This window comes from Rhizobium leguminosarum bv. viciae, from assembly GCF_012276115.1.
In the GTDB taxonomy this organism is placed as follows: domain Bacteria; phylum Pseudomonadota; class Alphaproteobacteria; order Rhizobiales; family Rhizobiaceae; genus Rhizobium; species Rhizobium leguminosarum_T.
This window is the reverse complement of record NZ_WIEU01000001.1, coordinates 435277-461454: the sequence shown is the minus strand read 5'-3', so window position 1 is coordinate 461454 and position 26178 is coordinate 435277. Positions and strand designations below refer to the sequence as shown.

25 protein-coding genes are annotated in these 26178 nt (G+C 61.0%); 16 read left to right on the top strand and 9 right to left on the bottom strand.

Features of this window, described 5'->3' with window-relative positions; all coding sequences use genetic code 11:
* Window positions 1-11 precede the first annotated feature (11 nt).
* Window positions 12-1058, bottom strand: coding sequence for a Gfo/Idh/MocA family protein (locus tag GFM02_RS02150; RefSeq protein WP_168271932.1), 1047 nt, complete (start codon window positions 1056-1058; stop codon window positions 12-14).
* A gap of 366 nt (window positions 1059-1424) precedes the next feature.
* On the opposite strand from GFM02_RS02150, the gene GFM02_RS02145 reads away from it, so the two are divergent.
* The 6 genes from GFM02_RS02145 (at window position 1425) to GFM02_RS02120 (ending at window position 7968) form a co-directional block, all read left to right on the top strand.
* Complete coding sequence (locus GFM02_RS02145; RefSeq protein WP_026264586.1) at window positions 1425-2723, top strand: ABC transporter substrate-binding protein; 1299 nt, start codon at window positions 1425-1427, stop codon at window positions 2721-2723.
* A 214-nt stretch (window positions 2724-2937) separates the two neighbouring features.
* Window positions 2938-3867 (top strand): carbohydrate ABC transporter permease, encoded by a 930-nt coding sequence (locus GFM02_RS02140; protein WP_131643434.1) that lies wholly within the window; start codon window positions 2938-2940, stop codon window positions 3865-3867.
* The gene (locus GFM02_RS02135) at window positions 3864-4706 is read left to right on the top strand and encodes a carbohydrate ABC transporter permease (protein WP_011649125.1); all 843 of its coding nucleotides are present in this window, start codon (window positions 3864-3866) and stop codon (window positions 4704-4706) included. Before GFM02_RS02140 ends, GFM02_RS02135 begins: the two co-directional genes overlap by 4 nt.
* A 38-nt stretch (window positions 4707-4744) precedes the next feature.
* Window positions 4745-5983, top strand: a complete 1239-nt coding sequence (locus tag GFM02_RS02130) for an ROK family transcriptional regulator (protein ID WP_168320632.1) — start codon at window positions 4745-4747, stop codon at window positions 5981-5983.
* Window positions 5984-6029: 46 nt separating this feature from the next.
* Window positions 6030-6884 (top strand): TIM barrel protein, encoded by an 855-nt coding sequence (locus tag GFM02_RS02125; protein WP_168320631.1) that lies wholly within the window; start codon window positions 6030-6032, stop codon window positions 6882-6884.
* A gap of 22 nt (window positions 6885-6906) precedes the next feature.
* Window positions 6907-7968: an ABC transporter ATP-binding protein gene (locus tag GFM02_RS02120; protein ID WP_168320630.1), complete on the top strand. Its 1062-nt coding sequence runs from the start codon at window positions 6907-6909 to the stop codon at window positions 7966-7968.
* Window positions 7969-8083: 115 nt separating this feature from the next.
* Here the strand turns inward: GFM02_RS02120 and GFM02_RS02115 are convergent, their stop codons facing one another.
* On the bottom strand, window positions 8084-8557 hold the full coding sequence (locus GFM02_RS02115; RefSeq protein ID WP_168320629.1) for a ProQ/FINO family protein: 474 nt from the start codon (window positions 8555-8557) through the stop codon (window positions 8084-8086).
* A gap of 276 nt (window positions 8558-8833) precedes the next feature.
* Between GFM02_RS02115 and panC the strand changes: the two genes are divergently transcribed.
* Both panC and panB read left to right on the top strand, forming a co-directional pair.
* On the top strand, window positions 8834-9781 hold the full coding sequence (gene panC / locus GFM02_RS02110) for a pantoate--beta-alanine ligase (protein ID WP_168320628.1): 948 nt from the start codon (window positions 8834-8836) through the stop codon (window positions 9779-9781).
* Window positions 9778-10599: a 3-methyl-2-oxobutanoate hydroxymethyltransferase gene (gene panB / locus GFM02_RS02105; RefSeq protein WP_168320627.1), complete on the top strand. Its 822-nt coding sequence runs from the start codon at window positions 9778-9780 to the stop codon at window positions 10597-10599. Before panC ends, panB begins: the two co-directional genes overlap by 4 nt.
* A 15-nt stretch (window positions 10600-10614) precedes the next feature.
* Here the strand turns inward: panB and GFM02_RS02100 are convergent, their stop codons facing one another.
* Window positions 10615-11529 (bottom strand): hydrogen peroxide-inducible genes activator, encoded by a 915-nt coding sequence (locus tag GFM02_RS02100; RefSeq protein ID WP_168320626.1) that lies wholly within the window; start codon window positions 11527-11529, stop codon window positions 10615-10617.
* Between the two features lie 141 nt (window positions 11530-11670).
* Between GFM02_RS02100 and katG the strand changes: the two genes are divergently transcribed.
* Window positions 11671-13851 (top strand): catalase/peroxidase HPI, encoded by a 2181-nt coding sequence (katG, locus tag GFM02_RS02095; RefSeq protein ID WP_168320625.1) that lies wholly within the window; start codon window positions 11671-11673, stop codon window positions 13849-13851.
* Between the two features lie 312 nt (window positions 13852-14163).
* Here the strand turns inward: katG and GFM02_RS02090 are convergent, their stop codons facing one another.
* On the bottom strand, window positions 14164-14721 hold the full coding sequence (locus GFM02_RS02090; RefSeq protein ID WP_168320624.1) for a DUF3299 domain-containing protein: 558 nt from the start codon (window positions 14719-14721) through the stop codon (window positions 14164-14166).
* 432 nt (window positions 14722-15153) lie between these two features.
* A complete protein-coding gene (locus GFM02_RS02080; RefSeq protein ID WP_017957323.1) occupies window positions 15154-15621 on the bottom strand; it encodes a nuclear transport factor 2 family protein in 468 nt (155 codons plus the stop codon).
* A gap of 137 nt (window positions 15622-15758) precedes the next feature.
* On the opposite strand from GFM02_RS02080, the gene GFM02_RS02075 reads away from it, so the two are divergent.
* Window positions 15759-16130 (top strand): winged helix-turn-helix transcriptional regulator, encoded by a 372-nt coding sequence (locus GFM02_RS02075; protein ID WP_168320623.1) that lies wholly within the window; start codon window positions 15759-15761, stop codon window positions 16128-16130.
* Between the two features lie 66 nt (window positions 16131-16196).
* On the opposite strand, the gene GFM02_RS02070 is transcribed toward GFM02_RS02075, so the two are convergent.
* Window positions 16197-17165, bottom strand: a complete 969-nt coding sequence (locus GFM02_RS02070; protein ID WP_168320622.1) for a zinc-dependent alcohol dehydrogenase family protein — start codon at window positions 17163-17165, stop codon at window positions 16197-16199.
* A gap of 53 nt (window positions 17166-17218) precedes the next feature.
* Between GFM02_RS02070 and GFM02_RS02065 the strand changes: the two genes are divergently transcribed.
* Genes GFM02_RS02065 through GFM02_RS02055 form a run of 3 tightly spaced genes read left to right on the top strand, consistent with a single transcriptional unit; the run spans window position 17219 to window position 20377 of the window.
* On the top strand, window positions 17219-17635 hold the full coding sequence (locus GFM02_RS02065) for an acyl-CoA thioesterase (RefSeq protein WP_011649139.1): 417 nt from the start codon (window positions 17219-17221) through the stop codon (window positions 17633-17635).
* Window positions 17636-17664: 29 nt separating this feature from the next.
* A complete protein-coding gene (locus tag GFM02_RS02060; protein WP_168320621.1) occupies window positions 17665-19194 on the top strand; it encodes a class I adenylate-forming enzyme family protein in 1530 nt (509 codons plus the stop codon).
* A complete protein-coding gene (locus GFM02_RS02055) occupies window positions 19172-20377 on the top strand; it encodes a thiolase family protein (protein WP_168320620.1) in 1206 nt (401 codons plus the stop codon). The genes GFM02_RS02060 and GFM02_RS02055 overlap by 23 nt, the downstream gene beginning before the upstream one ends.
* 20 nt (window positions 20378-20397) lie before the next feature.
* On the opposite strand, the gene GFM02_RS02050 is transcribed toward GFM02_RS02055, so the two are convergent.
* Entirely contained in the window at window positions 20398-20856 is a 459-nt protein-coding gene (locus tag GFM02_RS02050; protein WP_168320619.1) for a carboxymuconolactone decarboxylase family protein, read from the bottom strand.
* Window positions 20857-21252: 396 nt separating this feature from the next.
* Between GFM02_RS02050 and GFM02_RS02045 the strand changes: the two genes are divergently transcribed.
* Window positions 21253-22017: an SDR family oxidoreductase gene (locus GFM02_RS02045; protein WP_168320618.1), complete on the top strand. Its 765-nt coding sequence runs from the start codon at window positions 21253-21255 to the stop codon at window positions 22015-22017.
* A gap of 49 nt (window positions 22018-22066) precedes the next feature.
* On the top strand, window positions 22067-22480 hold the full coding sequence (locus GFM02_RS02040; RefSeq protein WP_168320617.1) for a cupin domain-containing protein: 414 nt from the start codon (window positions 22067-22069) through the stop codon (window positions 22478-22480).
* 45 nt (window positions 22481-22525) lie between these two features.
* On the opposite strand, the gene GFM02_RS02035 is transcribed toward GFM02_RS02040, so the two are convergent.
* Together GFM02_RS02035 and GFM02_RS02030 are read right to left on the bottom strand one after the other, a co-directional pair.
* The gene (locus GFM02_RS02035) at window positions 22526-23809 is read right to left on the bottom strand and encodes a cystathionine gamma-synthase family protein (RefSeq protein WP_168320616.1); all 1284 of its coding nucleotides are present in this window, start codon (window positions 23807-23809) and stop codon (window positions 22526-22528) included.
* Window positions 23810-23882: 73 nt separating this feature from the next.
* Window positions 23883-24962, bottom strand: a complete 1080-nt coding sequence (locus GFM02_RS02030; protein ID WP_168320615.1) for a YihY/virulence factor BrkB family protein — start codon at window positions 24960-24962, stop codon at window positions 23883-23885.
* Window positions 24963-25585: 623 nt separating this feature from the next.
* Here GFM02_RS02030 and GFM02_RS02025 point away from each other — a divergent pair.
* Window positions 25586-26053 (top strand): hypothetical protein, encoded by a 468-nt coding sequence (locus GFM02_RS02025; RefSeq protein WP_168271917.1) that lies wholly within the window; start codon window positions 25586-25588, stop codon window positions 26051-26053.
* Window positions 26054-26178: the final 125 nt, after the last annotated feature.

Below are 26178 nucleotides of genomic sequence, written 5' to 3'. Positions count from 1 at the left end.
TTTGGCGTGACTCAGCCGAGCGCTTCATCGGCGTGGCTGAGATCGGAGGCCAGCGCCTTGTCCAAGACTTTCTGGATATTGGCCGCCCGCCGGAACGAGGGTTCCTGGGTCCTGCCCGCCCGCACGGCCTGGACGAAACGCTGGTAGTTCGTCTCGACCGGATCGAAGGGGACGTCACGCCAGGTCGCCGTGTGGACGTCTTCTCCGAGACAGGCACGTAGCGTCGATTTTCCGGTGTCGTAGATCATCTCGATCGAGCCGGTTTCGCCATAGACCCTGAGGCGCAGCTGATCCATCTGTCCGGCCGCCGTGCGCGTCGCCTGGATCGTCCCGATCGCCCCGCCGAAGAAATCGACATTCATCGTAAAGCTGTCATTCGCATCGAGATCATACTCGCCGATCTTATGATCAGGCGCCTTGTCGAAGGTCTTCAGCCGGGCGAAGACATGAGCAACGTCGAGCCCGGAACCGTATGATGCGAAATCGACGATATGAATTCCGATATCGCCGAGCGCGCCATTGGATCCGTGCTTCTTGCTCAGCCGCCACAGCCATTTGCTTTCGCTCTTCCAGTCGCCCCAGTGACGACCGACCAGCCAGCTTTGCAGGTGGGAGGCCTCGACGTGCCTGATCTCCCCGATTTCGCCGGCGAGCACCATCTGCCGGCCTTTCTGAAGAGCGGGCGAATTGCGATAGGTGAAGTTGACCATGCCGACCTTGCCCGATCGCTCGATGGCCTCGGTCATCTCCATGGCCTTGACGGCATCGGTGGCGAGCGGCTTTTCGCAGAAGACATGCTTGCCGGCTGCGATCGCCTGCAGCGTCGTCGGGTGGTGAATGCGGTCCGGCGTGACGTTTGCCACTGCGTCGAACTCGCCCCAGGCGAGAGCATCCTCGAGGGTCGTGAAATGATTGGCGATGCCATGTTCGGTGCAAAAGGCCGCGAGCCTTTCCGGGACGACATCGACGCCGCCCACGACACTGACGCCTTCGATCGCCTTGAAGTTGGCGGCATGCTGGTTGGCCATTCCGCCGGTACCGAGAATGAGTAGACGCATCTTATCCTCCATGGAATTAACTGCCCGCGGCAGTTCAGCCGGGCAAAACCGCACTCGCGCCATCGCAGCCATCCGCGATTGCCTCGTGCTCTTCTTCAGGAAAATTGCGGTGGATGCGCCGCGCGTGCGGGACGCTCCATCACTTTCACGGCGTATGTTCTTTTCCGGAAATCGATCTCGATTTTCCGGAATTGTGCGCTAGCTGCTGTTGATTGTCGCCAGCATCTCAACCTCCCAGGTCTGGCCTTCCAAGCTGTGGCTTGACATCAAATCAAAGTAACTTAATCTAATTAATGCAGCACGGAAATGAGGAGAGGTCAACTGACCGCTAGGCTGTATCCGTTCAAAATGGGGAGGAGACCCATCATGAAGAGTGCCACCGTCAGCGCATTTGCGCTGAGCACCATGTTATTTTCAGCATCCGTTTCATTTGCCCAGGAACTTGCCACGAAGGACAGGATCGGCCTTGCCGATGCGCCGAAATCCCTCGTCGTCCGTCTGACGAACGATAGTCCCAACAATTCGGATCCGGCGATCGCCGAGGGCTATCAGAAGCTGTTCGTCGATTTCATCAAGAAGCATCCGGACTGGAAATTGCAGATGCAATTCATGTCCTCGGACATCGGCACCGAACAGGCCAAGATGCTGGAGCAGGCCAAGGCCGGCAACGCGCCTGACTGCGCTGCTGTCGACTCCTTCGTCCTCTCGCAGTTCATGGTCAATAAAGTTCTTGCGGACTTCACGCCGTATTTTTCGAAGGAGGAAGTGGATGATCTGTTCCCCTTCATCCGCAGCGGCATCACGGATAAGGACCAGACGGTCCGCGCCTGGTGGTGGGATACCGATCTTCGTGTGCTCTACCGCAACAAGTCGATCGTCGCGGATGCGCCGCAGACATGGGATGACCTGAAAACGGCCGCGCTCGCCTCCACCAAGGAAGGCATGGAAGGCGTTCTCTTCAACGGCGGGCGCTGGGAAGGGACGACGTTCGACTGGCTCGCGAATTATTGGGCGCTGGGCGGCAAGCTCGTCGACGACTCAGGCAAGCCAGTGTTCGGCGAAGGCGAGAACAAGGAGAAATTCCTGAAGGCGCTGAATTATTTCAAGGATCTCGTCGATTCGGGTGCCGCGCCGAAGCGCGTCAGCACGATCGCGAATTACGACGATATGAATGCGGCGGCCGCCGCGGCGACGACGGCTCTCTTCATCGGCGGCAACTGGCAATATGCGCAGCTGAAGGCCACGCTCGAAGAAGACGAATTCAACAATTGGACCTTCTCGCCGATCCCCGGTCCCAGCGCCGATCAGCGTTCGACTGGCACCGGTGGCTGGACGATCGCCTCCTTCAGCAAGGACAAGGACAAGGTCGAGATGTGCGCCAACCTAGCACGCGAGGTCTATATGGGGCCGGCAAACGCGCTGCAGCAGCAGTTGCCGACCAGGAAGTCGCTGTTCGACAAATATGAGGTCTTCTCCACCGAAGCCAACAAGACCTTCGCCAAGGCTCTGGTCGACGGACAGGCACGCCCGGGCGTGCCGATCTATCCTGAAATCTCCAACCAGATCCAGATCATGATGGGCGACGTGCTCTCGGGGACCAAAAAGCCGGAAGACGCTTTGAATGCCGCCTTCAACGCAGCATTGGAGGCTTACAAGCGTCTGTGATGCCACGGCTAAATCGCGACCTGCCCTCATCCGGCTGCCGCCACCTTCTCCCCGCTTGCGGGGAGAAGGGATGTGCCGCGGATCTCTCCGTACCCATCTACCTCTCGCAGGGCACGTCCCTCTCCCCGCGAGCGGGAAAGGGTTAGGGTGAGGGACAGCCACCGGCACGAACAGGTCAGTCGTGCTCAAATGCCAACCCCGGACAGAGAAGCCAATGAGCCCCATTGCCATCGAGGCTGACAGCCCGCCTCAAAGCAGAACGTTCATGCGCCGTTTCGCCGGTGCGCCCCTGCCCTGGATCATGCCCGTGATCGTCGTCATCGGCATCTTCTACCTTTATCCCGTCATCGACGTTTTCAGGCTTTCATTCACCAATGCCACGCTGATCGGCGACAATCAGGACTACACGCTCGGATCGATCACCAATGCCCTGAGCTCGCCGCAGCTGCCTGACATTTTATGGGCGACCCTGATCTTCGTCGGCGGCAGCGTCATCGGCCAGCAGATTTTAGGTCTTGCGGTGGCCGTGGTGGTCATCCGCGGCGAAAAGCGCGGCCTTTTCGGCACCACCATTTTGAGGACGACGGCGCTCGTTGCCTGGGTCGTCCCCGGAATTGCCGGCGGCATCATCTGGCAGATGCTCTTTTCCGAAGCGCCTTATGGTGCGCTGAACAGCATTCTGCGGCTGATGCATATGCCTGTTGTCGCCTGGCTCTCGGATCCCTCAATCGCACCCTGGTCCACCCTCATTTCCAACATCTGGCGCGGCACGGCATTTTCGATGGTCGTCATGTATGCGGCGCTGAAGTCGATCGATCCCTCGCTTTATGAAGCGGCCGAGGTCGACGGTGCGACGGCATCGCAGCAGTTTTTCTTCGTCACGCTGCCGCAGCTGCGCGCGGCAATCCTGGTCAACATGATCCTCATTACGATCCAGACGGTGAATACCTTCGATGCGATCATCACGCTGACGGGCGGCGGTCCGGGGCGTGCGACCGAGGTCATCTCGCTCTACGTCTTCAATATCGTCTTTAGAAACTATGACCTGTCCGGCGGCAGCGTGCTCTCCGTGCTCATGCTGATCATCAGCCTCGGGCTCGCCTTTATCTATGCGTCGTTCCTGCCGAAGGAGGAAGAGCAATGAGCGGACGGACCGGAACGCGGCTCGGTGATGCCATGAGCTATCTGTTCATGCTGGTAATGTTCGTGTTTTTCGCCGGCCCCCTCACCTATCTCCTGTCGATGGCGATGCGCGACAAGCGCGAGATCTATCGCGGCGCGGCGCGGTATATTCCCAACAATCCCACCATCGACAATTTCATCACCGTTTTGAACAACAGCTATTTTCCGATCTATCTCTGGAACGGCCTCAAGCTTGCCGCCCTCAGCGGACTGGGCGTTCTGATCGTCGCGCTGCCCGCGGCTTACGCCTTTTCCCGTTTTCAGTTCCGGGGCAAGGGCCTGTCAATGATGGGCTTGCTGCTGTTCCAGATGATCTCGCCGCTTGTCATCATGGTGCCGCTCTACCGCTACATGAACCGCCTCGGCCTGCTGGATACGCATTTTGCCGTCGTCATGGTCTATATCGCGCTTGGCGTTCCGCTGGCGACCTGGCTCTTGAAGAGCTCGGTCGACGGCATCCCGCGCAGCCTCGACGAAGCGGCGATGATCGATGGCTGCAATCGATTTTCGGTCTTCTGGCGCATCATTCTGCCATTATCGGCGCCGGGCATAGCCTCCGTCTTCATCATCACGGTGATTGCCGGCTGGTCGCAATTTCTGGTGCCTTTTCTGTTGCTCACGAAAAATGATCTGATGCCGATCGGCGTCGGGATCTTTAACTTCCGCGGCATGCAAACCGACTCGTCCATCCAGCTGCTTGCCGCCGCCTGCCTGATCGCGGTCGTTCCGGCGATCGTCGCCTTCCTGTCGCTCCAGCGGCTGATCCTCGGGGCAATGACCAGCGGCGCGGTCAAGGGATGACGAGCGGTTCAGCCTATGCGCAAGGAAGGACTTCGAGCATGAACCAGACACTCGGCGCCAGGCTGTCCCCGGATCTGACCGGCGCCAATGTCGAAGATGCAGGCGAGCACAACAGGGCTGTCGTCCTGCGCTTCATTCATCGCCAGGCGCCGATTTCGCGAGCCGAAATCGCCAGGCGAACGGGTTTTACCAAACCGGCGATCGCCCGAATCGTCGATCGCCTCCTCGATGAGGGCCTGATCATGGAAGCCCGCCGGCGGCATGGGCTGAGAGGTCAGCCGGCGATCGAACTCGAAATCAATCCGGATGCCTGTTTTGCCATCGGCATCAACATTGATCGCGACCATCTGACGATCCTGGCCGTCGATGCCGTCGGCAATGTCCGCGCCCGCGTGCATCACGAGAAACGCTTCATCCTGCCGGCGGAATTTCTACAGCTCACGGCCGATGCGATTTCGCATTTCCAGCGCAGCCGGCTCATCGACGACGCGCGCCTCGCCGGCATCGGTCTGGCGATGCCGGATTGGCTTGGCGAGATTTCGCTCCTCGGCAAGCCCGAGGCCTATCAGGAATGGACGGCATTCGATGTGCGCGCCGCACTGGAGAACCTGACGCAGCATCCCGTCTTCATCGAAAACGAAGCCAATGCCGCAGCCCTTGCCGAACTCGATTATGGATTGGGTGCTGAAAGCAGCAGCTTCTTCTACATCGCCATCAATCCATGCCCGGGCGGCGGCCTCGTGCTCGACGGCAACGGTCATCGCGGCGCCATGGGCCTCAGCGGCGAAATCGGGTGGCTGCCGATCGCCGACGGCGGGGATGGGAAGGCCCATAAGGTCCAGCTTCTCGGCGAGATATTCTCGCTGTTCTTCCTCTATGATTTTCTTGCGCGGCACGGCGTCGAGGTGAGTGTTCCCCACGATCTCCTGACGCTGGATGCGCATGGCAGGCGCCTTGTGTCGCAATGGCTGAAGGAAATGAGCGCGCATCTGGCTGTCGCCGTCAAGCATATCGGCATGGTCGTCGACCCCGACGCCGTCCTCGTCGGCGGCAGATTGCCGATCCGCATCGTCGACGAATTGCTGCGCTATGTGCACGAGCATCTCGATGCCGAGGACACCAACCTTCCCTCGCTCCATCGCGCCTCGCTCGGAGAGGATGCCTCTGCCATGGGGGCGGCGGTCATGCCGATGGCAGCCGCCCTCATGCTCGCATCGGCGGACGCTGCGCAACGCACACGTTCGCCACTCAAGAACATGGATCGCCTGAACGGTTGAAACGGCCGCAAGGCCCACGGATTTTGGTGAAGATGGGAGGATTTTGGTGAAGATCGGCTTTTACACCTCGACGTTCAACGATCGCCCTCTGGAAGAAGTGGTGGATTTCGCCGCATCGGCCGGTTTCGACGCCATCGAGATCGATGTCGGCGGTCATATCAAGACGCCCGATCGGGTGGAGGCCGCCGTCGCGCTCGCACGCAGCCGCGACCTCTTCGTGTCGTCGATCACCTATTTCGGCAATCAGCTCGATGCCGACCGCGCAAAGCGTGAGGCACTTCGGGCGAAGACCGCCGAATTTGCCGGCGCGATCGGGCAAGCGGGCGTCCCGATCTTCGTGATCTTCCCGGGCCGGGACGACACCGCAAGCGACGAAACCAACTATGATGACTTCGCCGATTTCGCCAACGGGCTGATCGCGCAGACGCAGCCCTATGGCCTGACCTTCGCAATCGAGAACTGGCCGGGTCCGAAGGACAATTTCATCGGGACGACGCCGAAAGGATGGCAGGAGCTTTTTCAAAGGATCGAGAACCCCCGCTTCGGCTTGGAATTCGATCCCTCTCACCTCATCCGCATCGGCGTCGATCCCTATCAGGCGATGGGGGCGGTGAAGGATCGCATCGCCATCCTTCATGCCAAGGATACGGCAATCGATCCGGAGAACCTGCAGGCTGTCGGTTATCATGGCAAGGGCTGGTGGCAATACAAGCTGCCAGGGCTCGGCCTCATCGATTGGCCGAGGTTTCTGCGCCAGGCCCGCGGTGCCGGTTTCGATGGCACGCTGTCGATCGAACACGAAGATGCCGCCTATGGTTGGCCGGGCAAGGACTTAGCCGCGCGCAAGGACGGTGAGCGCCTCGGCCTCGATTATTTGAGAAATGTCCTGAGCGGACTTTGACAGCGATTTCGGGAGGACGGCAATGGCTCATGTTTCGGTCAACAATGCGCGCAAGGATTACGGCGCGTTCAAAGCCATCAAAGGCGTATCGGTCGATATCGGCGACGGCGAGTTCGTCGTTCTGGTCGGCCCTTCGGGCTGCGGCAAATCCACGCTTTTGAGGATGATTGCCGGCCTTGAGGGCATCACCTCGGGGCAGATCCAGATCGGCAAGCATATCGTCAACGAGCTTGCCCCCAAGGATCGGGACATAGCCATGGTGTTCCAGAATTATGCGCTCTACCCGCACATGACCGTTGCCAAGAACATGGGCTTTTCGCTGCGGCTGAAACGGATGCCGAGGACGGAGATCGATCAGCGGGTCGGCAACGCCGCGAAGATCCTCGGTCTCGAAACTCTCCTGGAGAGATATCCCAAGCAACTGTCGGGTGGCCAGAGACAGCGTGTGGCGATGGGGCGGGCGATCGTGCGCGACCCGGCGGTCTTCCTCTTCGACGAGCCTCTGTCGAACCTCGATGCCAAGCTCAGGGTGCAGATGCGCTCGGAGATCAAGGAACTGCATCAACGGCTGCAGACGACGACCATCTATGTCACCCATGACCAGATCGAAGCCATGACCATGGCCGACAAGATCGTCGTCATGAAGGACGGCCTGATCGAGCAGTCGGGCTCTCCGCTGGAATTGTACGATCGTCCGAACAATCTTTTCGTCGCCGGTTTCATCGGCTCCCCGGCGATGAATTTCATCAGCGGCAGCATGACGGAAGACGGGTTTCGAACCGCCGACGGCCTGCTCCTGCCGAGCGATCGGCATCCGCCTGCAGCCGTGACCTACGGTATTCGACCCGAGCATATCCGGTTGGACCCGGGCGGCATCGAGGTCACGACGGTGGTGGTCGAGCCGACGGGTTCGGAAACGCTCGTCATCGTCCGGTTGGGGATGCAGACGCTGACCTGCGTCTTCAGGGAACGGATCAGGGCAGCCCCCGGCGAGGTGCTGAGGATTGCACCAATCCATGATGCGGTTCACCTGTTTGCCGGAAACGAGCAGCGGATCACATCAGGCGAAGCACCGTTGAACTGACCCGGCCGATTGCCCCTCCCCTTCGGCCGGCGCCGGCCGGGGGCGCGTTTTCCGCGCCCCCGGCCCCGAATGGAAACGCTATAGAAGACTGCTACGAGAAAGCCGTCAGCCAGCTCTAGCTGACGGCGTTCCTTTTGCCGAGGAGGGCTGCTCGGATCTGTTCGCTTTTGCTCAACAGCGGAGCGGGAACCGGTGCTGACTGCTCGGACGCGTCGGCTTTACCGGTGGTCTGTTTGAGGCTCAGGAAGCGTTTTTGCGCGACCAGCCGGTCTTCGGACGACAGTGGTTCGACGGGTTCACCGTCAAGGTCATGGCGCATGGAATCGGGTTGGGCGCTGGCGAAATAGTAGCGCCGGCAGTGGACATAGGCCGCGGTCGCTCGCCTGAGCGTGGTGACGCCGGCATCGGGCTTCAGGAGCGGACGGAGTTCGTTGAAAAGGCCGACGGCAAAAGGAAGGACAGGATCTCCCGCCTTGGCCGGAAGGACGCCGACCGGCCGGATCAACAGCACATTGATCGCGGTTGCCTTCTCCACGTCGAGCTCGGTTGCCGCAATCGGTCCGCGGCTGATCTTCCAGGGCTTGTCCATGCGTCCTCCATGTAACGTCCATAGCGATCGACTGTGATGGTATATTGACGGACAGGGCGAGTAACGGAAGTCGCACATCGTCGGTTCCACTGCAAGCAGGTGAGATGCGGAACAGCAGCCAAGTGACGAAAATCCGTTCCCCCGGGCTGATATGGTCCGGTGTCATCGGCTGGCGTTTCATCTAATCGTTTTTATCGAGGAATATGCATTGACCTGCCGCATCGATTACACTTCTTATCCGCGCCCAAGATGGAGTGACCGGCTAGGGGAGGATATATGCGGGTTTTCTCGAGCATTGACGAGCTGCGCCACACGCTCGACGCGCTGAGGCGGCAGGGGCGAACCGTCGGCCTTGTTCCGACGATGGGCTATCTCCATGCCGGTCATATGGAGCTCGTCTCGCGCGCTCGAGCCGAGAACGACATCGTCGTCGTCTCGATTTTCGTCAATCCGCTGCAATTCGGCCCTGCGGAAGACCTCAGTAAATATCCGCGCGATCTGGAACGCGATGCCGCCATGCTGAGGCAAGCCGGCGTCAATTTCCTTTTTTCGCCTGGCGTCGAGGACATGTATTCCCGCCCGATGTTGACCGTCGTCGACGTTCCCGATCTCGGGCGCGAACTCGAAGGAGCGGTACGGCCCGGGCATTTTGCCGGCGTCGCCACTGTCGTCTGCAAGCTTTTCAACATCGTGCAACCGCAGACCGCCTATTTCGGAGAGAAGGATTACCAGCAGGTCGTCATCATCAAGCGCATGGTGGACGATCTTGCCGTGCCGGTGCGCGTGATATCGGTGCCGACGGTCAGGGACAGCGACGGCCTCGCATTGTCGTCGCGCAACGTCTATCTCAGCGAGGCAGAGCGGCGTGCCGCGGTGATCGTCCCACAGGCCCTTGATGAGGCCGAGCGTCTGGTTGCCGACGGCCTGACCGATCCGGTGGAACTCGAGGCAAGGCTCATGGCATTTCTTGATCGCGAGCCGCTGGCAAAGCCTGAGGTCGTCGCCGTCAGGGATGCCGCAACACTGCAGCCGGTCACGTCGATCGCAGACCCTGTCGTCGTGGCGCTCTTCGTTCGGGTCGGCTCGACACGACTGCTCGACAACCGGGTCGTCAGTGACAACCGGGTCGTCGGTGACAATCGAGTTGTCGGAGACAAGAGGGTTGCCGGGGGCAACCGGGTTATTGGCGGGCCGGGCTTGCCGGGAAAGGGAGCGACCAGATGAGCGCGGCCGGAATTCAGAAGCGCCTTACGCCAGCGCGCATCTCAGCCATGAAGGGCGGCAAGCCGATCGTCTGCCTGACCGCCTATACGACGCCCATGGCGCGGCTGCTCGACGAGCATTGCGACCTCCTGCTGGTCGGGGATTCGCTCGGCATGGTGCTCTATGGCATGGAGACCACCATCGGCGTCACGCTCGACATGATGGTCGCGCACGGCAAGGCGGTGATGCGCGGCGTCGGCAAGGCCTGCGTCGTCGTCGACATGCCGTTCGGCAGTTATCAGGAATCGAAGGAGATCGCCTTCCGCAACGCTGTCCGCGTCCTGCAGGAAACCGGCTGCGATGCCGTCAAGCTGGAGGGCGGCGAGGAGATGGCCGAGACCATCGCCTTTCTGACGAAGCGGGGGATTCCGGTTATGGGCCATATCGGCCTGATGCCGCAGCAGGTCCAAACCGCAGGCGGTTATCGGTCCGTCGGCCATTCCGAACACGAGACGTCGAAAATCCGTCGCGATGCCCACGCCGTTGGCGGCTCAGGCGCCTTTGCCGTCGTCATCGAGGGCACGGTGGAGCCGCTCGCCCGGGAGGTGACGGCCGCCATGCACGTTCCGACCATCGGTATCGGCGCCTCTTCCGCCTGCGACGGTCAGGTTCTGGTTTCCGACGACATTCTGGGGCTCTTCAACGATTTCACCCCGCGCTTCGTGAAGCGCTACGACGAACTCGGCAAAAGGATTTCTGTCGCCGCTGCCGCTTATGCCGACGAGGTCCGATCGCGACAGTTTCCGGCAGCCGAGCATACGTTCAAACGGCGGTCTTGAGGCGAGGCCGGTCCATCACCGGGCGGCATACCGTTCTCGCATGCTGTCGGCCGACCGGCGAACCGCCTCGGAAACCTGCTGGAGTTGTTTGGCCATGGGCGTCGAATTGCGCCAGATCATGCCGATCGTCCGCGACGGCCGCGGAGACTGAAAACGGGAGATCGAGACATGCGCCGAGCGCGTTTCGAGGGGAACGGCCATCTCGGGAATCAAGGTGATGCCGATACCGGCGCTGACCATCTGGACCAGGGTGGAGAGAGAGCTGCCTTCCATGACTTCCCGGGGACGGGCCTGGCCTATCTTGCAGAACGACAAGGCCTGATCGCGGAAGCAATGGCCTTCCTCGAGCAGCAGCAACCGCATTTCGCGCAGCGCCTCGCGTTCGGGCACCGGCTTACCCTCGTCTTCGGGCCGGCGAACCAGCACGAACTCTTCCTTGAAGAGCTCGAGTTCTGCCAGGGAGGGTTCCGACACCGGCAAGGCAACGATTGCCGTGTCGAGCTGACCTTGCGCCAGCTCCTGAACCAGCTTCGACGTCTGCGTTTCGCGCACTTCGATCTGAATGCCTGCAAAGCTCCTGTTCAGATCGTTGATGATTGCCGGCAACAGATAGGGCGCAATCGTCGGTATGATGCCGATGCGCAGCCGCGTCAGAAAAGGATCGCGCGCGGCGCGCGCCAGTTCCGCCAGTTCGTCCACGCCACGCAGGATATCGCGGATCCTGAGAGCGACGGTCTGACCGAAAGCGGTCAGCTTCACCTCACGCGCGTTGCGCTCGAAAAGCTCACCGCCCAACTCTTGCTCAAGTTCTTTGATCTGCATTGACAATGCCGGCTGGGAGATCGCACAGGCGTCGGCGGCACGTCGGAAGCGGCCGTCTCTTGCCAGTGCTTCAAAATAACGTAGCTGTTTCAGGGTAAGGTTCTTCATAACCTCAGCTTATCGCAACGATCAGTAAATCCAACTTAAATTTATGAAGCGCTTCCGATATGAAGACTGCAGGGAGAGAGCGGGGCGCCAGCTCGGCTCATCTTTTTGGACCGCAGAGATCAAGCAATGAAGGAGACGATCATGGACAACCCCACTGACAGCGCAGGCAAATGTCCTGTTGCACACGGTAATACGCCTCGCAGCAGATCCAATCGCGACTGGTGGCCGGACCAGTTGAACGTGCAGATTCTTCACCAGAACTCCGGCCGCGCCGACCCCCTCGGCCAGGCGTTCGATTATGCCGAGGAGTTCAAGAAGCTCGATCTCGACGGCCTGAAGAAGGATCTTCACGCGCTGATGACGGATTCGCAGGATTGGTGGCCGGCCGATTTCGGTCATTATGGCGGCCTGTTCATCCGCATGGCCTGGCACAGCGCCGGCACATACCGCATCACCGATGGCCGCGGCGGCGCCGGGGCCGGCCAGCAGCGGTTTGCGCCGCTCAACAGCTGGCCTGACAACGTGAACCTCGACAAGGCCCGCCGCCTGCTGTGGCCGATCAAGCAGAAATACGGCAACAGGATCTCCTGGGCTGACCTGTTGATCCTCACCGGCAACGTCGCGCTCGAATCCATGGGTTTCAAGACCTTCGGTTTCGCTGGCGGTCGCGCCGACGTCTGGGAGCCGGAAGAACTCTACTGGGGTCCTGAGGGAACATGGCTGGGTGACGAACGCTACAGTGGCGAACGCGAACTGGCAGAGCCGCTTGGCGCCGTGCAGATGGGCCTTATCTATGTCAACCCGGAAGGCCCGAACGGCACTCCGGATCCGCTGGCATCCGCCCGCGACATCCGTGAAACCTTCGCCCGTATGGCGATGAACGACGAAGAAACCGTGGCGCTGATCGCCGGCGGGCATACCTTCGGCAAGACCCATGGCGCTGGCGATCCGTCATTTGTCGGTGTCGACCCGGAAGGCGGCGAGCTCGAAGCTCAGGGCCTGGGCTGGACCAGCAAGTTCAACACCGGCGTCGGTCGCGATGCCATCGGCAGCGGCCTCGAAGTGACCTGGACCCAGACGCCGACCCAGTGGAGCAACTACTTCTTCGAAAACCTGTTCGCTTTCGAATGGGAGCTGACCAAGAGCCCGGGCGGCGCGCATCAGTGGCAGGCCAAGAACGCTGAAGCCTCCATCCCGGATGCCTATGATGCGTCGAAAAAGCATCTTCCGACCATGCTGACCAGCGACCTGGCACTGCGTTTCGATCCCATCTACGAAAAGATCTCGCGCCGCTTCCTGGAGAACCCTGCCGAGTTCGCCGATGCCTTCGCTCGCGCATGGTTCAAGCTGACCCACCGCGACATGGGCCCGAAGGTCCGTTACCTCGGTCCGGAGGTTCCGTCAGAAGACCTGATCTGGCAGGACGTGATCCCGGCCGTCGATCATCCGCTCGTCGACGACAAGGATATCGCCGACCTCAAGGCAAAGGTGCTTGCGTCAGGTCTCACCGTGCAGGAACTGGTCTCGACCGCCTGGGCGTCGGCCTCGACCTTCCGCGGCTCCGACAAGCGCGGCGGCGCCAACGGCGCCCGCATCCGCCTTGCCCCGCAGAAGGACTGGGAAGTCAACCAGCCGGCGCAGCTCGCCAAGGTCATCGGCGTTCTCGAAGGCATCCAGAAAGACTTCAACGCCGCCCAGGCCGGGGCGAAGAAGATCTCGCTGGCCGACCTGATCGTTCTGGGCGGTGCAGCCGGTGTGGAAAAGGCGGCAGCGGCCGGCGGTCATGCCGTCAGCGTGCCGTTCACGCCGGGCCGTATGGACGCCTCCGAGGCGCAGACCGACGCGCATTCCTTCGCGGCGCTCAAGCCCCGCGCCGACGGTTTCCGCAACTATATCGGCGGCCGGCAGTTCATGAAGCCGGAAGAGGCCCTGGTGGACCGTGCGCAGCTGCTGACGCTGACCGGACCTGAAATGACCGTTCTCGTCGGCGGCCTGCGTGTGCTGAAGGCCGGGGCTCCCGAGCATGGCGTCTTCACCTCCCGCCCGGAAACGCTGACCAACGACTTCTTCGTCAACCTGCTCGACATGGGCACGCAGTGGTCCCCCGCTGCCGGCAAGGACGGCGTTTACGAAGGGCGTGATCGCAAGACCAACGACGTCAAGTGGACCGGCACCCGCGTCGACCTGATCTTCGGCTCGCACTCGCAACTGCGCGCCTTTGCCGAAGTCTACGCCCAGTCCGACGCCAAGCAGAAGTTCGTCAAGGACTTCGTCGCGGCCTGGACCAAGGTCATGAACGCCGATCGTTTCGATATCGTCTGATCGGCTGAACACTGTCTGGACGCGGCTTTCAGTCGCGTCCCGGCACTTTCTTTGCATTGAAGGCGGGACCTACCGCCCGAGTGTCCAGTCATCGAGGCGTCTGATGCTCGGTTAGGCGGGCACTACCTCTCCTCCTTCATCCCTGTGCTTGTCACAGGGATCCAGTGCGCCCAAGTCCTTGGGCGCGAGAGACTCGCTTTCCGGTAAAAGTCATTCACCGCGCAGACGCGCGGTGGCTGGATTCCTGTGACAGGCACAGGAATGAGGAGTGCGGAGGTGGCGTCGCCCGATCGCAGCACCGTCTCTGGGCTTTTAGCGAGGCAGAATGCCGAAAGGCGAAAGTGACAGCAGATCGGGATCGGTCGTCGCCGTTACTGTCGCCACCTGGGCGTGGCTTATGCTGTAGCCGTAGGTGAGGACGCGGTCACCGTCGATCATGAAGAATTGCGCCTGATCCAGGCCAGGCCGCAGGGTACCCGTCACGGTGACGGTCTCGTACATTCTTGCCAGGTGCAAAGGCTCTTCCGGAACGACACGAACCAGTTGGTTGGGCGGGGGAGAAGGCATGTGGCTGCAGGCTCCGGCCCAAGGCACCAGCATGAATTCGTAGACAAGATCGCCATCCTGGTCGATCGGCAGAACGAAGCCCGTCAATTCGATCGGATGCTCCTCGCCATGCCAGGCGAGTGTTTCGCCCTGTGGGCCGCGTACCGCCGTGCTCGACAGCGGCACTGTCGCTTTGGCCTGATCGGCCGGCCGTAAAGCACTCCAGAAGATAGGCTGCGCGGCAGCGAAGACGTTAGAAACTGGCCATGCGGAACAAAATGCTAGCGCCGCGAACGTCAGGAGGAAAGGTTTGTATTTCATCATTGCATCTCCACCGGGCCGCTTGACCACCTTGCCGCCGCCGCATGGATGCTACTCTCGATCCCGCTTCGCCGTCAAAGCTTCGGGTGCGGGCTCCTCAGGGCTTTGCAACTAGCAAAGAGAGGGTGCGCGGTAGCCACCCGTCTGCCCTGCTACCCATCTCCCTACTGGCGGAGAAATCACAAGTTCAATTTTCTCGAAGCCCGTGTCCTGCCTGGAGCTTTCAAACACGGGCTGGCAACGCCGAAATCGGAGCGTCCGCGGATTGCTTGATGCGGATCGATTCTGGCGCCAGCCATTTTGGCGTATGAGGGCGTTAGGCCATCGGCAAATGTTGACCGAGCAGTGCGGCGGAAATCGGCAGCAACGGGAGAGACGGCTGAACCAGGCGCAGCGCCGATAACGGGGCCAGCTGGGAAGCCGGCCCCACCCAACTCAGAACATGGTGTTCTTGTTTGCCGCCTCTTTCGGAACGGCTTGGATCACGTCCCAGTGCTCGACGATCTTGCCGTCCTTGACGCGGAAAATATCGACGATCGCCTGGCCGCGGTCATCGGCACCGTTCGTCGCGTGCACATGCAGCCAGACGAGATCACCATCGGCGGCGCTGCGGACGATCTCAGCCTTCGATTGGGCATTGTCCTTGAAGAAGCCGGTAAAGAAGGAAATCAAAGGCTTCTTCCCATCGGGAACTTGGGGATTGTGCTGCCGGTAATCGTCAGCGACGACTGAGGCGGCCTCGATATCGTGCTTGTTGAAGAAGCGGTCGTAGAACTCAACAACCAGCTTCCGGTTGGCTTCCTCGATCTTCAAATCCCGCGAGGCCGATTCAGCAAAAGCGCCGGCCGGCGCGGCGACGCCTGCCAAAATGACGAGTGCGAAAAGCGATTTCCCGAATGTCATGCATCAAGCTCCTTGGTATGGATTCGCGATCTAGTCTTGAAAGAAGACTATGAGAGCTGGTCTATGAAACCGCGACATGCCTAGCAAGAAGGCAGGTTTTAGTGGCAAGGTCAGCCGACGATGACCGAGGACGGAGCATGCCTAAGGAAACGGACGAGCCGAAACAACAGCCCGGGGCGGGATGCCCGATCAGAGGTGTGCTCGATCGTATCGGCGATCAATGGAGCCTGCTCACCCTCGAGGCACTGGAAGACGGAAAGAAACGCTTCAACGAGTTGATGCGCGAGATCGGGGACGTCTCGAAGCAGATGTTGTCCAAGACGTTGAAGCATCTGGAGCAGGACGGCTTCGTGCGGCGCACCGTCTATCCGGAGGTCCCACCTCGGGTGGAATATGAGCTGACGGAACTTGGGCAATCCTTCCTCATACCCATGAAAACCCTGATTGGATGGGCCGAGCAGAACCACCCGGCAATCACCATCGCGCGGCAGCGGCACGAAAACGCTTAGCGCGAACTTCAAGAGAGCCTCATCCTGAAGCGCCCCGCAGGGGCATCGAGGCGGGCGCTTGCCCCGTCAGGCCAACAGAACTTTGCCGCCCGTTCGGAAGGGAAGAGCGGACTGTAGGGCTTGCCGGACATTTTCCAGGGGGAATACCTCCCGCATCTCGGTCGCGATCACCTTCGAAAGGATCTGCGCCGCAACCTCGGAATAGGCCTGTTGGACATTGCCCATGGCTTGCGAATGAACCCATTCCCGGAGGTGGAAATAGGAAAAGGCGATATCGGGATGGGACGCCCAGAATGAATTCGGGATGCTCTGGCCCGACAGCAGGCCGTAATGCACGAAGTGTCCGCCGGGTTTAAGCGCATCCGCGAGGATTGAGGCGCGCGCGCCGCCGACGCAGTCGAGCGCCGCGTCGAGCCCATGCCGGCCGGCGAGTCCGGCAACCAGATCGCTTTCCTCCCTATCGATGATGACAGCCTCGACCCGGCCTCGCAGGCGCTCAAGCGATCCTTCGCTGCGGACGATGGCGACCGGCTCCACGCCTGCGGCATTGGCGAGACCGATCAATATCGCTCCGATCGAAGAGGAGGCGGCATTGATGGCGACGCGCATGCCGGGTCTGAGCCCGATCTTCTTATGCAGCATCAGCCAGGCCGTCATCGGATTGACATAGCTCGTCGCCGCTTCGAAATCCGAAAGCTCGTCCGGAACGCGGAGGCACCAGCCGGGATCGGTATCCTTGAATTCCTGCCACCCGCCGGCGCTGCGCACCGGCAGCACGCGTGTCCCCGGAGAGAGGCCGTGAACCTCTTCGCCGCACTCTTCGACCACGCCGAACGCTTCGAAGCCGGGAATGAAGGGCAAGGTCGTGCGTCCGGCATAGGCGCCTGATATGGTGATGATATCGGAGGGATTGATCGACCGCGCGAGCAGGCGCACCCGGATCTGGTCGCGCCGCAGCGGCGGCAGCGCAGCCCGCTCGAGCTCGACGACATCCTGAGCCGGACCGAATTGTCGCACCACCGCCTGATATTGCATTGCATCCCCCACACACTGCGGTTAGATCACCCCGTCGAATTTTCGGTGATCGAATGAGCGTTGACGACAGGCCTTTAGCATCGTTCCGGGTCTCGATGCGAGACATCGACATCTATGGTCATGTCCACAACTCCCGTTATCTCGACTATTGCGAGGATGCGGTCGTCGAGTTCCTGCGGCAACGGCAAATTCTCAGCCATTTCCGTCACACCTCCTCCGGCGTTGCCTATCACGTGAAGAAGGCGGAGATCACCTTTCACAGCCCGATCGACCTCGACGATGTCGTCGAGGCAAAGGTGGACGTGGAGAAAATCGGGCGCACGAGCCTGTCCTTTGCCATCGAACTCTTTCGCCAGCGCGATGGCGCCCATTGCGCATCGGCGCATTTCGTCTGGGTCTGCGTCGGCCTTTCCGACAGCCGCCCGACGCCGATCCCGGAAGCGACCAGAGCCGCTCTGTCTCCCGGCTGATTGCCGATCATTCAAACCAGCGGGTGTCCATGCCGATCCATGCGCAGCTTCTTCGACATGCAACGGAGACACCGGAAAAGCCGGCGCTGGTGATCGACGGGCGCTCGCTCAGCTATGGCGAGCTCTATTTGCGCGCCAAGGCAATTTATCGGTTTCTCCGGGAGCTCCCCCGCTCGAACCGCCGCATGCTCGATCTGCCCGGCGTGGAAAAGCTTGCCGCTCTCAGCCTCGGCAATCATATCGGCTTTGCCGAGTATTTTACGGCGGCCACCGCTTTCCCGAATGCCTGCGCGGTCATCGACCCGATGATGCCGGCGGAAAGGATCGAACGCATCATCGAGCGCCTGGCGCCTGACGTTCTGATTGTCGACGACGATGCCGGGCCGAGTGCTGAAATTGCCCGGAGATTCGGCATTCCTGTGGTGGCTGCCGGAGCGGAGGCTTTCGACCTCGCCGCGGCGGGAGGTGAAGCCGAGTTGCCGCTCGATGCCGACAAGATCTTTCTGATCGGCTTCACCTCAGGGACCACCGCCGAGCCGAAGGCCTATTATCGCTCGCGCGAACAATGGCGCAGGAGCCTCGATCGCGGACGCGTCGTTTTCGAACTCGAAGGCGCGCCGTCGACAATGTGCCCGGGAGCCCTCGCGCATGGCCTGGCGCTTTATGCATTGGTCGAAGCTTTGGATGCCGGGGGGACCTTTCATTCGGTCCGGAAATGGGATCCGGGCGTGGTCGCACGCACGCTCTCCTCCCGGCAAGTCGAACGGCTGGTTGCCGTGCCCACCCATATAGCCGGAATTGCAAGGGCCTGGGCGGGTGAACCCGCTCTGACCTCTCTGCGCGATGTCCTCACCGCCGGCGCAAAGCTTGACAGGAAAGGGATCGACTCCATGCGCCGACTGTTTCCGATTGCCCGTATCCGGGAATATTACGGGGCATCCGAGATTGGTTTCATGACCGTCTCGACCCTTGTCGGCGGCGAGATCAATTTTCCGATCGAGCGGGTCGGACAGGCCTATCCCGGCGTGGGAATTTCCATTCGCGACCCCGAGGAGAACGACGTCGGGACCGATGTGCCGGGAACCATATTCGTCAAGAGCGACCTGATCGCGGATGGATATCTCTGGGGCGATGACGGTCAGGCGTTCCGGGTCACAGAAGCGGGAGCGACGGTCGGAGATCTCGGCGAACTCGATGCCAATGGCATGCTGCGGGTGATCGGCAGGGCCGGCGGCATGATGATATCAGGCGGCAACAACATCTATCCCGCCGAAGTCGAGAGCGCGCTCAAAGTCTGCCCCGGGGTAGAGGATGCCGTTGTCTTCGGATTGCCGGACGTCTATTTTGGTCAGCGGATCGTCGCTGTCGTTTCGGGAGAGACGGTGGACCCGAAAATCCTGGCTGATCATTGCGCGCAGATGCTCGGGAAGTACAAGATCCCCAGGCAATTCTACCATATAAGGTCCTGGCCGATGACGAGCAGCGGCAAGATCTCGAGGGGGCAAGTGGAGCAGGCCGTGGTTTCTGGAGACGATCTTGTCCTACGCCTTTCAACCTGACGAGGATTGGCAGCCAGTCGTGGTTGCCGCCTATCGGTCGCCGATCGGCCGGGCTTTCGGATCGCTGTCGACTGTCGCGGCGGAAGACCTGCTTGCGCCGATCATCCGCCGGATCGTGTCCGAAACGGGAATTGACCCAGAAAACATCGACGATGTGGTGGTGGGCAATGCCGCCGGCGGCGGCGGAAACATCGCGCGGCTGGCAGCGCTCACAGCAGGTCTGCCCATGTCGGTTCCGGGTGTTGCGATCGATCGCCAATGCGGCTCGGGCCTGGAAGCGATCATCATGGCAGCCCGGCTGATCCAGGCGAAAGCCGGTTCGTGCTTTCTGGCCGGCGGCGTGGAGAGCGTCAGCACCGCGCCATGGCGCGTCGAAAGACCAAAGGCAAATGGGATGCCGCCGCGATTTTACGGGCGCGCCCGGTTTTCGCCGGAAACGATCGGCGATCCGGAAATGGGAATTGCCGCCGAAAACGTCGCCCGTCAGTTCGGCATATCGCGGCAGAGACAGGATGAATTCGCCCTGCGCAGCCATAGGCTTGCCGTAGCGGCGGCCGAGGCGGGCATCTTTCGGCCAGAGATCATCGACATGTCGACCGGCCACGGACTGGTGCAACGGGACGAATGCCCGCGCCCGTCCACATCCCTTGAGGCACTCGCAAACCTCCGACCGGTCTTCCTGCCCGATGGTTCGGTGACAGCCGGCAATGCCTGCCCGCTGAACGACGGCGCCTGCCTGGTGCTCGTCATGAGCCGTGGCATGGCGAAAAGCCTCGGCCTCGAAAAGGGCCTTGCCTTCATCGACAGCGCCGCTGCCGGCGTGGATCCCAACCTGCTCGGCATCGGCCCGGTCGCCTCGACCAGGAAGTTGCTGCAGCGTCAGCCCGGGCTCTTGCTCTCCGACATCGATGCCATCGAATTCAACGAGGCTTTCGCGGCCCAGGTTCTGGCATCGCTGGACCAGCTCGCTATCCCTGCCGACACGATCAACAGGAACGGCGGAGCAATTGCCTTGGGTCATCCATTCGGGGCCTCCGGCGCAATCCTCGTTACCCGGCTTTACAGCCAGCTGATCCGCAACACCGGGGAAGGCTGGGCGCCGGGCGCGACCGGCCTGGCGATGATCGGTATCGGCGGAGGCATCGGACTGACCGCTATGTTCGAGGCTACCCAGCTTTCCTGACCCGGTGAAGGCGCAGACCGTCAGGCAGCGGCGCGTTTGTGATCGGCCGGATGCTGAAGCCGAAAGCCGATCGCTAGTCTGTTCCAGGCATTGATCATCGCAATACCGATCGAAAGCGCCACCAGCTCGCCATCCGAGAAGTTGGCGTGCGCCTCTTCATAAACATCATCCGGCGCATGGCTTTTCGCGATGTGGGTGAGAGCCTCGGCCCAGGCGAGTGCCGCCCGCTCCCGCGTGGTGAAGAGCTGCGACTCGCGCCATGCGTTGAGAAGCAGCAGCCGGTCATCCGTTTCGCCGAGCTTCAGCGCGTCCTGGCGGTGCATATGCAGGCAATGCGCGCATCCGTTCATTTGAGAAACACGCACTTTGACGAGTTCGAGCAGCTTCGGATCGAAGCTTCTCGCAATCCAGGCTTCAACAGCCACGAGGCCGTCGATGCCGCTGTTCTTATGGGCCATGAAGTTCAGACGCTTGGTCATTCTTATCTCCATTGTGAGGATTGATGGCCGAAGTCACCGGCTTGCAGACCAGTGAATACGCCTTGCCTTCCGGGTCGGTCATCTGCCCTAACAGTAGGTTCGGCCGATGCCTGTCGACGTGATGTTCCTCCATTTCAGCCAACCGGCTCATCGCAGAGCCAGTTGGCCTACTGCGTTCGCATAGGGTGACAGCGACCGAGGGAGAATAGTTTGGGACCGCGATCGGGCGCATTGTCTGGCATCGGTTACACCGGCCCGACCGGCGGCGGTCCCGATGAAGTCGCTTCACCCATCGAGGGCGCGGTTTCGCCAGGCCGAGCAGTCGCCTGCTCGCGTTCAAGTCAACAATGGCAAGTCAACAGAGGAAACTCCTCGTAAAGGACAAGGAGACTACCCATGAAAATCGTCGTTATCGGCGGCACCGGCCTCATCGGCTCGAAGACCGTGGAAAGATTGCGCAACAAGGGGCACGAGGTGTTGGCGGCTTCACCGAATTCGGGCGTCGACACGATCACCGGCAAGGGCGTGGCCGAAGCGCTCTCTGGCGCGCAGGTGGTGCTCGATCTCGCAAACTCGCCCTCGTTCGAGGACAAGGCCGTCCTGGAATTCTTCCAGACGTCGGGCCGCAATCTGCTCAAGGCAGGGGCCGCCGCCGGCGTCAAGCATCACATCGCGCTGTCGATCGTCGGCATGGAGCGCCTGCAGGGCAGCGGCTACATGCGCGCCAAGATGGCCCAGGAAGAGCTGATCAAAGGCTCCGGCAATCCCTATACCATCGTCCATTCAACACAGTTCCACGAATTCATGGCTGGCATCGCCCAGTCGGGCACGGTCGGCCAGACCGTGCATCTGTCGCCGGCCTACGTGCAGCCGATCGCCTCCGACGACGTCGCCGACGTGATGGCCGAGGTGGCGCTCGGCACGCCTGTGAACGGCACGATCGAGATCGGCGGGCCGGAAAAAGTCCGCCTCACCGAAATCGTGACGCGTCTTTTCAAGGCGACGAACGATCCGCGCCAGGTGGTCGCCGATCCGCACGCCCGCTATTTCGGCGTCGAGCTCGAGGACAATTCGCTCGTGACCGGAGCCAAGGCACGGCTTGGCCAGATCCGCTTCGACGATTGGCTCAGCCGGCAGCCGCCGCAGAAAAAGAGCGCCTGACAGCGAGGCTGCGCCCGTCGACCCATTCTATCAACTGAGGAGACCAGACATGCTCAGGAAAATGATCTCGGCAGCGGCATTCGCGCTTGTCCTTGCCGCCGGCACTCAAGCTCACGCCGGAGGTGGGAAAGCGAAGATAAGCGTCGTTTTCGACCAGAAGCTTCCCAATGTTCCCGGCAAGAGCATGAGGGCTGTGATGGTGGAATATGAGCCCGGCGGCATGTCGCCCGGCCATACCCATCCGAATTCCGCTTTCATCTACGCCACCGTTCTCGAAGGGGCGATCCGCAGCGCGGTGAACGACGGTCCGGTGAAAACGTATAAGGCCGGAGAAAGCTTCGCCGAATTTCCCGGCGATCACCACAGCGTCAGCGCAAACGCCAGCGACACCAATCCGGCGCGCCTGCTTGCGGTCTTCGTGCTGGACACGGACGAGACGGAACTGACGATCGACGACAAATAAAGTGGTACTCGATGCCCGGCGCCGCCGGGCATCGTTCCCCCCCGATCACGCAGCCTGCAGCGCTATCTCCAGGTCGGCGATCAGATCGTCCGGATGCTCGATACCGATCGAAAGACGGATCGTCGATTCCAGAACGCCGATGCGCTGGCGGACATCGGCGGGTACGCCGGAATGCGTCATGGCGGCCGGATGGCTCGCAAGCGATTCCGTGCCGCCGAGGCTGACCGCGAGCTTGAAGATCTGCAGCCCGTTCAGGAATTTGAACGAGGCTGGCTGACCGCCGCGGATGTCGAAAGAGAAAGTCGAACCGGCGCCGGTGCATTGCGCGACAAAGGTCCGGCCGGCCGGCGATTCCGGATCGTGGTAGGGCAGGTAGTGAACCTTCTCGACCTTCGGGTGATCGCGCAGAAAGTCGGCGACGGCCCGCGCGTTGCTGTTTGCCCGTTCCATGCGCAGCTGCAGCGTTTCCAGCGAACGGCCGAGCATCCAGCAGGAATGCGGATCGAGCTGGGTGCCGATCGCGCCGCGCAAGGCCTTGATCTGCTTGATCACCGCCTTACGGCCAAGAACGGCGCCGGCGATCAGATCGGAATGACCACCGACATATTTCGTCAGCGAATAGAGCGAGATATCGGCGCCGTGCTCGATTGGCCGCTGGAAGACCGGCCCGAGCAGGGTGTTGTCGCAGACGATGATCGGCATATGGCCCTGTCTTGCACCGATCGCGTCGGCCACGCGTCGAATCATCGCCACATCGACCAGGCTGTTGGTCGGATTGGCGGGCGTCTCGATCAGGATGACGGAAACGCGGCCCTTGGCCATCGCCTCTTCAGCCGCCTTCTGCACCGATCCTTCGCTGACGCCGTCGGCAAACCCGACGGCGGCGGCGCCGAGGTTCAGGAAGGTCTTCGCCAGCAATGTTTCCGTTCCCCCGTAGAGCGGCTGCGAATGCAGGATCGCATCCCCCGGTCGGACGAAGGCAAGCAGGGTGGTGGCAATCGCCGCCATGCCGGATGAAAACAGCACGCCGCTTTCCGTCCGTTCGTAGACGGCGAGCCTGTCCTCGACGATTTCGCTGTTCGGATGGTTGAAGCGAGAATAGACGAGACCCGCCCCCTTCCCTTCGGGCGGCTCGCGGCGGCCCGACACGTAATCGAAGAAGTCGCGACCATCCTCGGCCGTGTTGAAAACGAAGGTGGAGGTGAGAAACACCGGTGGCTTGACCGCCCCTTCCGAAAGTTCGGGATCGTAGCCGTAGTTCAGCATCTGTGTTTCGGGATGCAGCGCATGATTGCCGATATGAGTTTTGGAAGGATGCGGGGCGGTCATCATCGTCTCCTGTGTCGGGACTGCAGAAGTGGCAGAATACATCAAAACCATAGGAGAGGAGCAATCATCGCGGTCAGTTCATGGTCTTGCCCAGAGTATCAGCGACATAGGCGCCGCGTGCTCCCATCGGCAACGGCGTCCCCGTCGTCGTGTCCTTCGCGGTCTGATGCTCCAGTTCGGCGTTGAGTTCTCCTCCGACGATGAGAATGACGACGGAAAGCCAGATCCAGACGAGAAAGCCGATCAGCGCGCCGAGCGTGCCGTATGTCGCGTTGTAGTTGGCGAAATGATCCAGATAGTAGGAGAAGCCGAGGGACATGGCGGTCCAGGCGACCGTGGTCAGAACCGCCCCCCACGTCATCCACCGGAGCTTGGCAGGCTCGCGGCTCGGGCCGAAGCGGTAGACCGATGTAACGGCCACTGCGACGACCAGCAGAAGCAGCGGCCACCGCATGAGAAGGGCCATGTGCTCCTTGAACTGATCGAGCGAGAGATAGGAGAGAACAACCGGCATGACCCCGACGAGCCCAACCATGACAATTGTCAAAAGCATCGCGCACAAGGTGAAGCAGAGGCCGATCAGGTTCAACCGGACAAGCCCTCGTTTCTCCTCCTCCTCATAGGCGACGTTCATCGCGTCGAAGATCGCCAGCGTGCCGCTATGCGTGCTCCAGAGAGCGATCCCGAGGCCGACGAAGAAGGTGATGCCGAGCGTCGCGTCGCGCCGATCGACGAGCTCCTTGATCTGATTGGCAAGAAGATCGAACGCTCCTGATGGCATGAGGCCGGCCAATTCGCGAAGATGTTCGGATATGGTGGCCGGATCTGCAACCAGCCCGTAGAGTGACACCAAAGCCGCCATGGCCGGGAAGAGCGCCAGGAGCAGATAAAACGTCACTCCCGCGGCAATCAAAGTGACCCGGTCGGCGAGGACCTCGTGGAAGACGCGCCAGAACACGTCGCGAAGGCCGCTGAAAGGGATAGCCTCGGGCGTGCTGGCGCTCCGGCCATGATCGTCACCTACGTGGCCGATATTCGCAGCCGGGGCGACCGACCTGCGCTCAGTCGCCTGCATCAAGACAAGTGCGCCGATCACTGCAACCATCATTGTCGCCGCAACGGAGAATCTCTTGAGGTGAAGCACATCAGGCATGAGGATGGTCTCTGGTCTGGTGCGGAGATAACGCGGCATGCCGCTAAAGGATGCAAGCCGTTGCTTTCCTGCGGACATTTGAGACGAAGCCCGAGATCAGTCTGTTCCCCAGGCAGGTCAGGCAGCGGGATTGGAAACGATTGACGGCTCGTCAAACCATGCCGTCGCTGCACTCAGGATTTGCCCAAAGCAAGGGATCCTAAGTCGTTTCAAAAATTATAAGTTATTGATGTTGCTGCTATCTCGCCCTGATATGGAAGCGAATTTGGACTTTAGTTTCGTTACTGCGTCGCTGGGCGTGTTTTCAACAAGTCTGCCGATAGGGCGGTTTGCCGGCCGCGAGGCGGTAGATCGGTGCGCAGCTCGTATCGGAAGCGCGGCTTGGATCTGAATTCCACCTGCTGCCATCCGATGCCGGTGCCTGCAGGCGACGTGCTGTGCAGTAAGCCTGGCAATAACAATAGCGCCGGTGACAATGGCCTGCAATAGCCGTTTACGTTATCAACGGGCAAATACCGGGGGCTGAAGGGCCCATTGCCTTAGCTCGGTGTGCCTCATGACCAAACGTCGTCGAGGACAGAGACACTAGCTGTCTGCGGACGCGATCTCGATGGCATCGGTGGTTGCTTGATGGCGTCTCAGCAATCGACAGAACGTGCGTCGCGATCGACCATGTCGCCACGCGAAAGCAACTGCGCGGCAAGGAGGCGGCGACAGGATGCGCGCTGCTCCAGATGCCGACCAACTCACAGCCTGATGTTAATTGCCATAGGCGGCCCCTCCCCGACCGTCACTGGAGGTGCTGCTCCGGCCATTCATTGCTGGGCATCTCCGGCGCACTGTTCAAAAAGCGTGGGATCATCTCCTGGCATATCGGCCAGGATAAACAGGTCTTCCACATTGCCAGAGAGCGAGGAGCTGCCCGTCATCAAATAGCGTGCATCGATGCCGGGTCTGACGTGACGGTGCGGCCTTGGCGCCGCGGTCGGCTACCCCAGGATAAAGTGGACCGGATGCTGCCGTTCCCGCATACGCTCGGCTCGCTGCCGCAAGCAAATCAGCAACAGTCGCTGGTGTGTCGCGTGCGTTGACGGACGATCGGTCGATATCAGCGGCCATCCGTCGCAATGGGCTGACGCGCCCGAAAGCCCCGGCTGTGAACTGCCAATGCTGTCGGAACGAAAGGCAGCCCCTCCCGTCGCGTCAACCTTCGGCT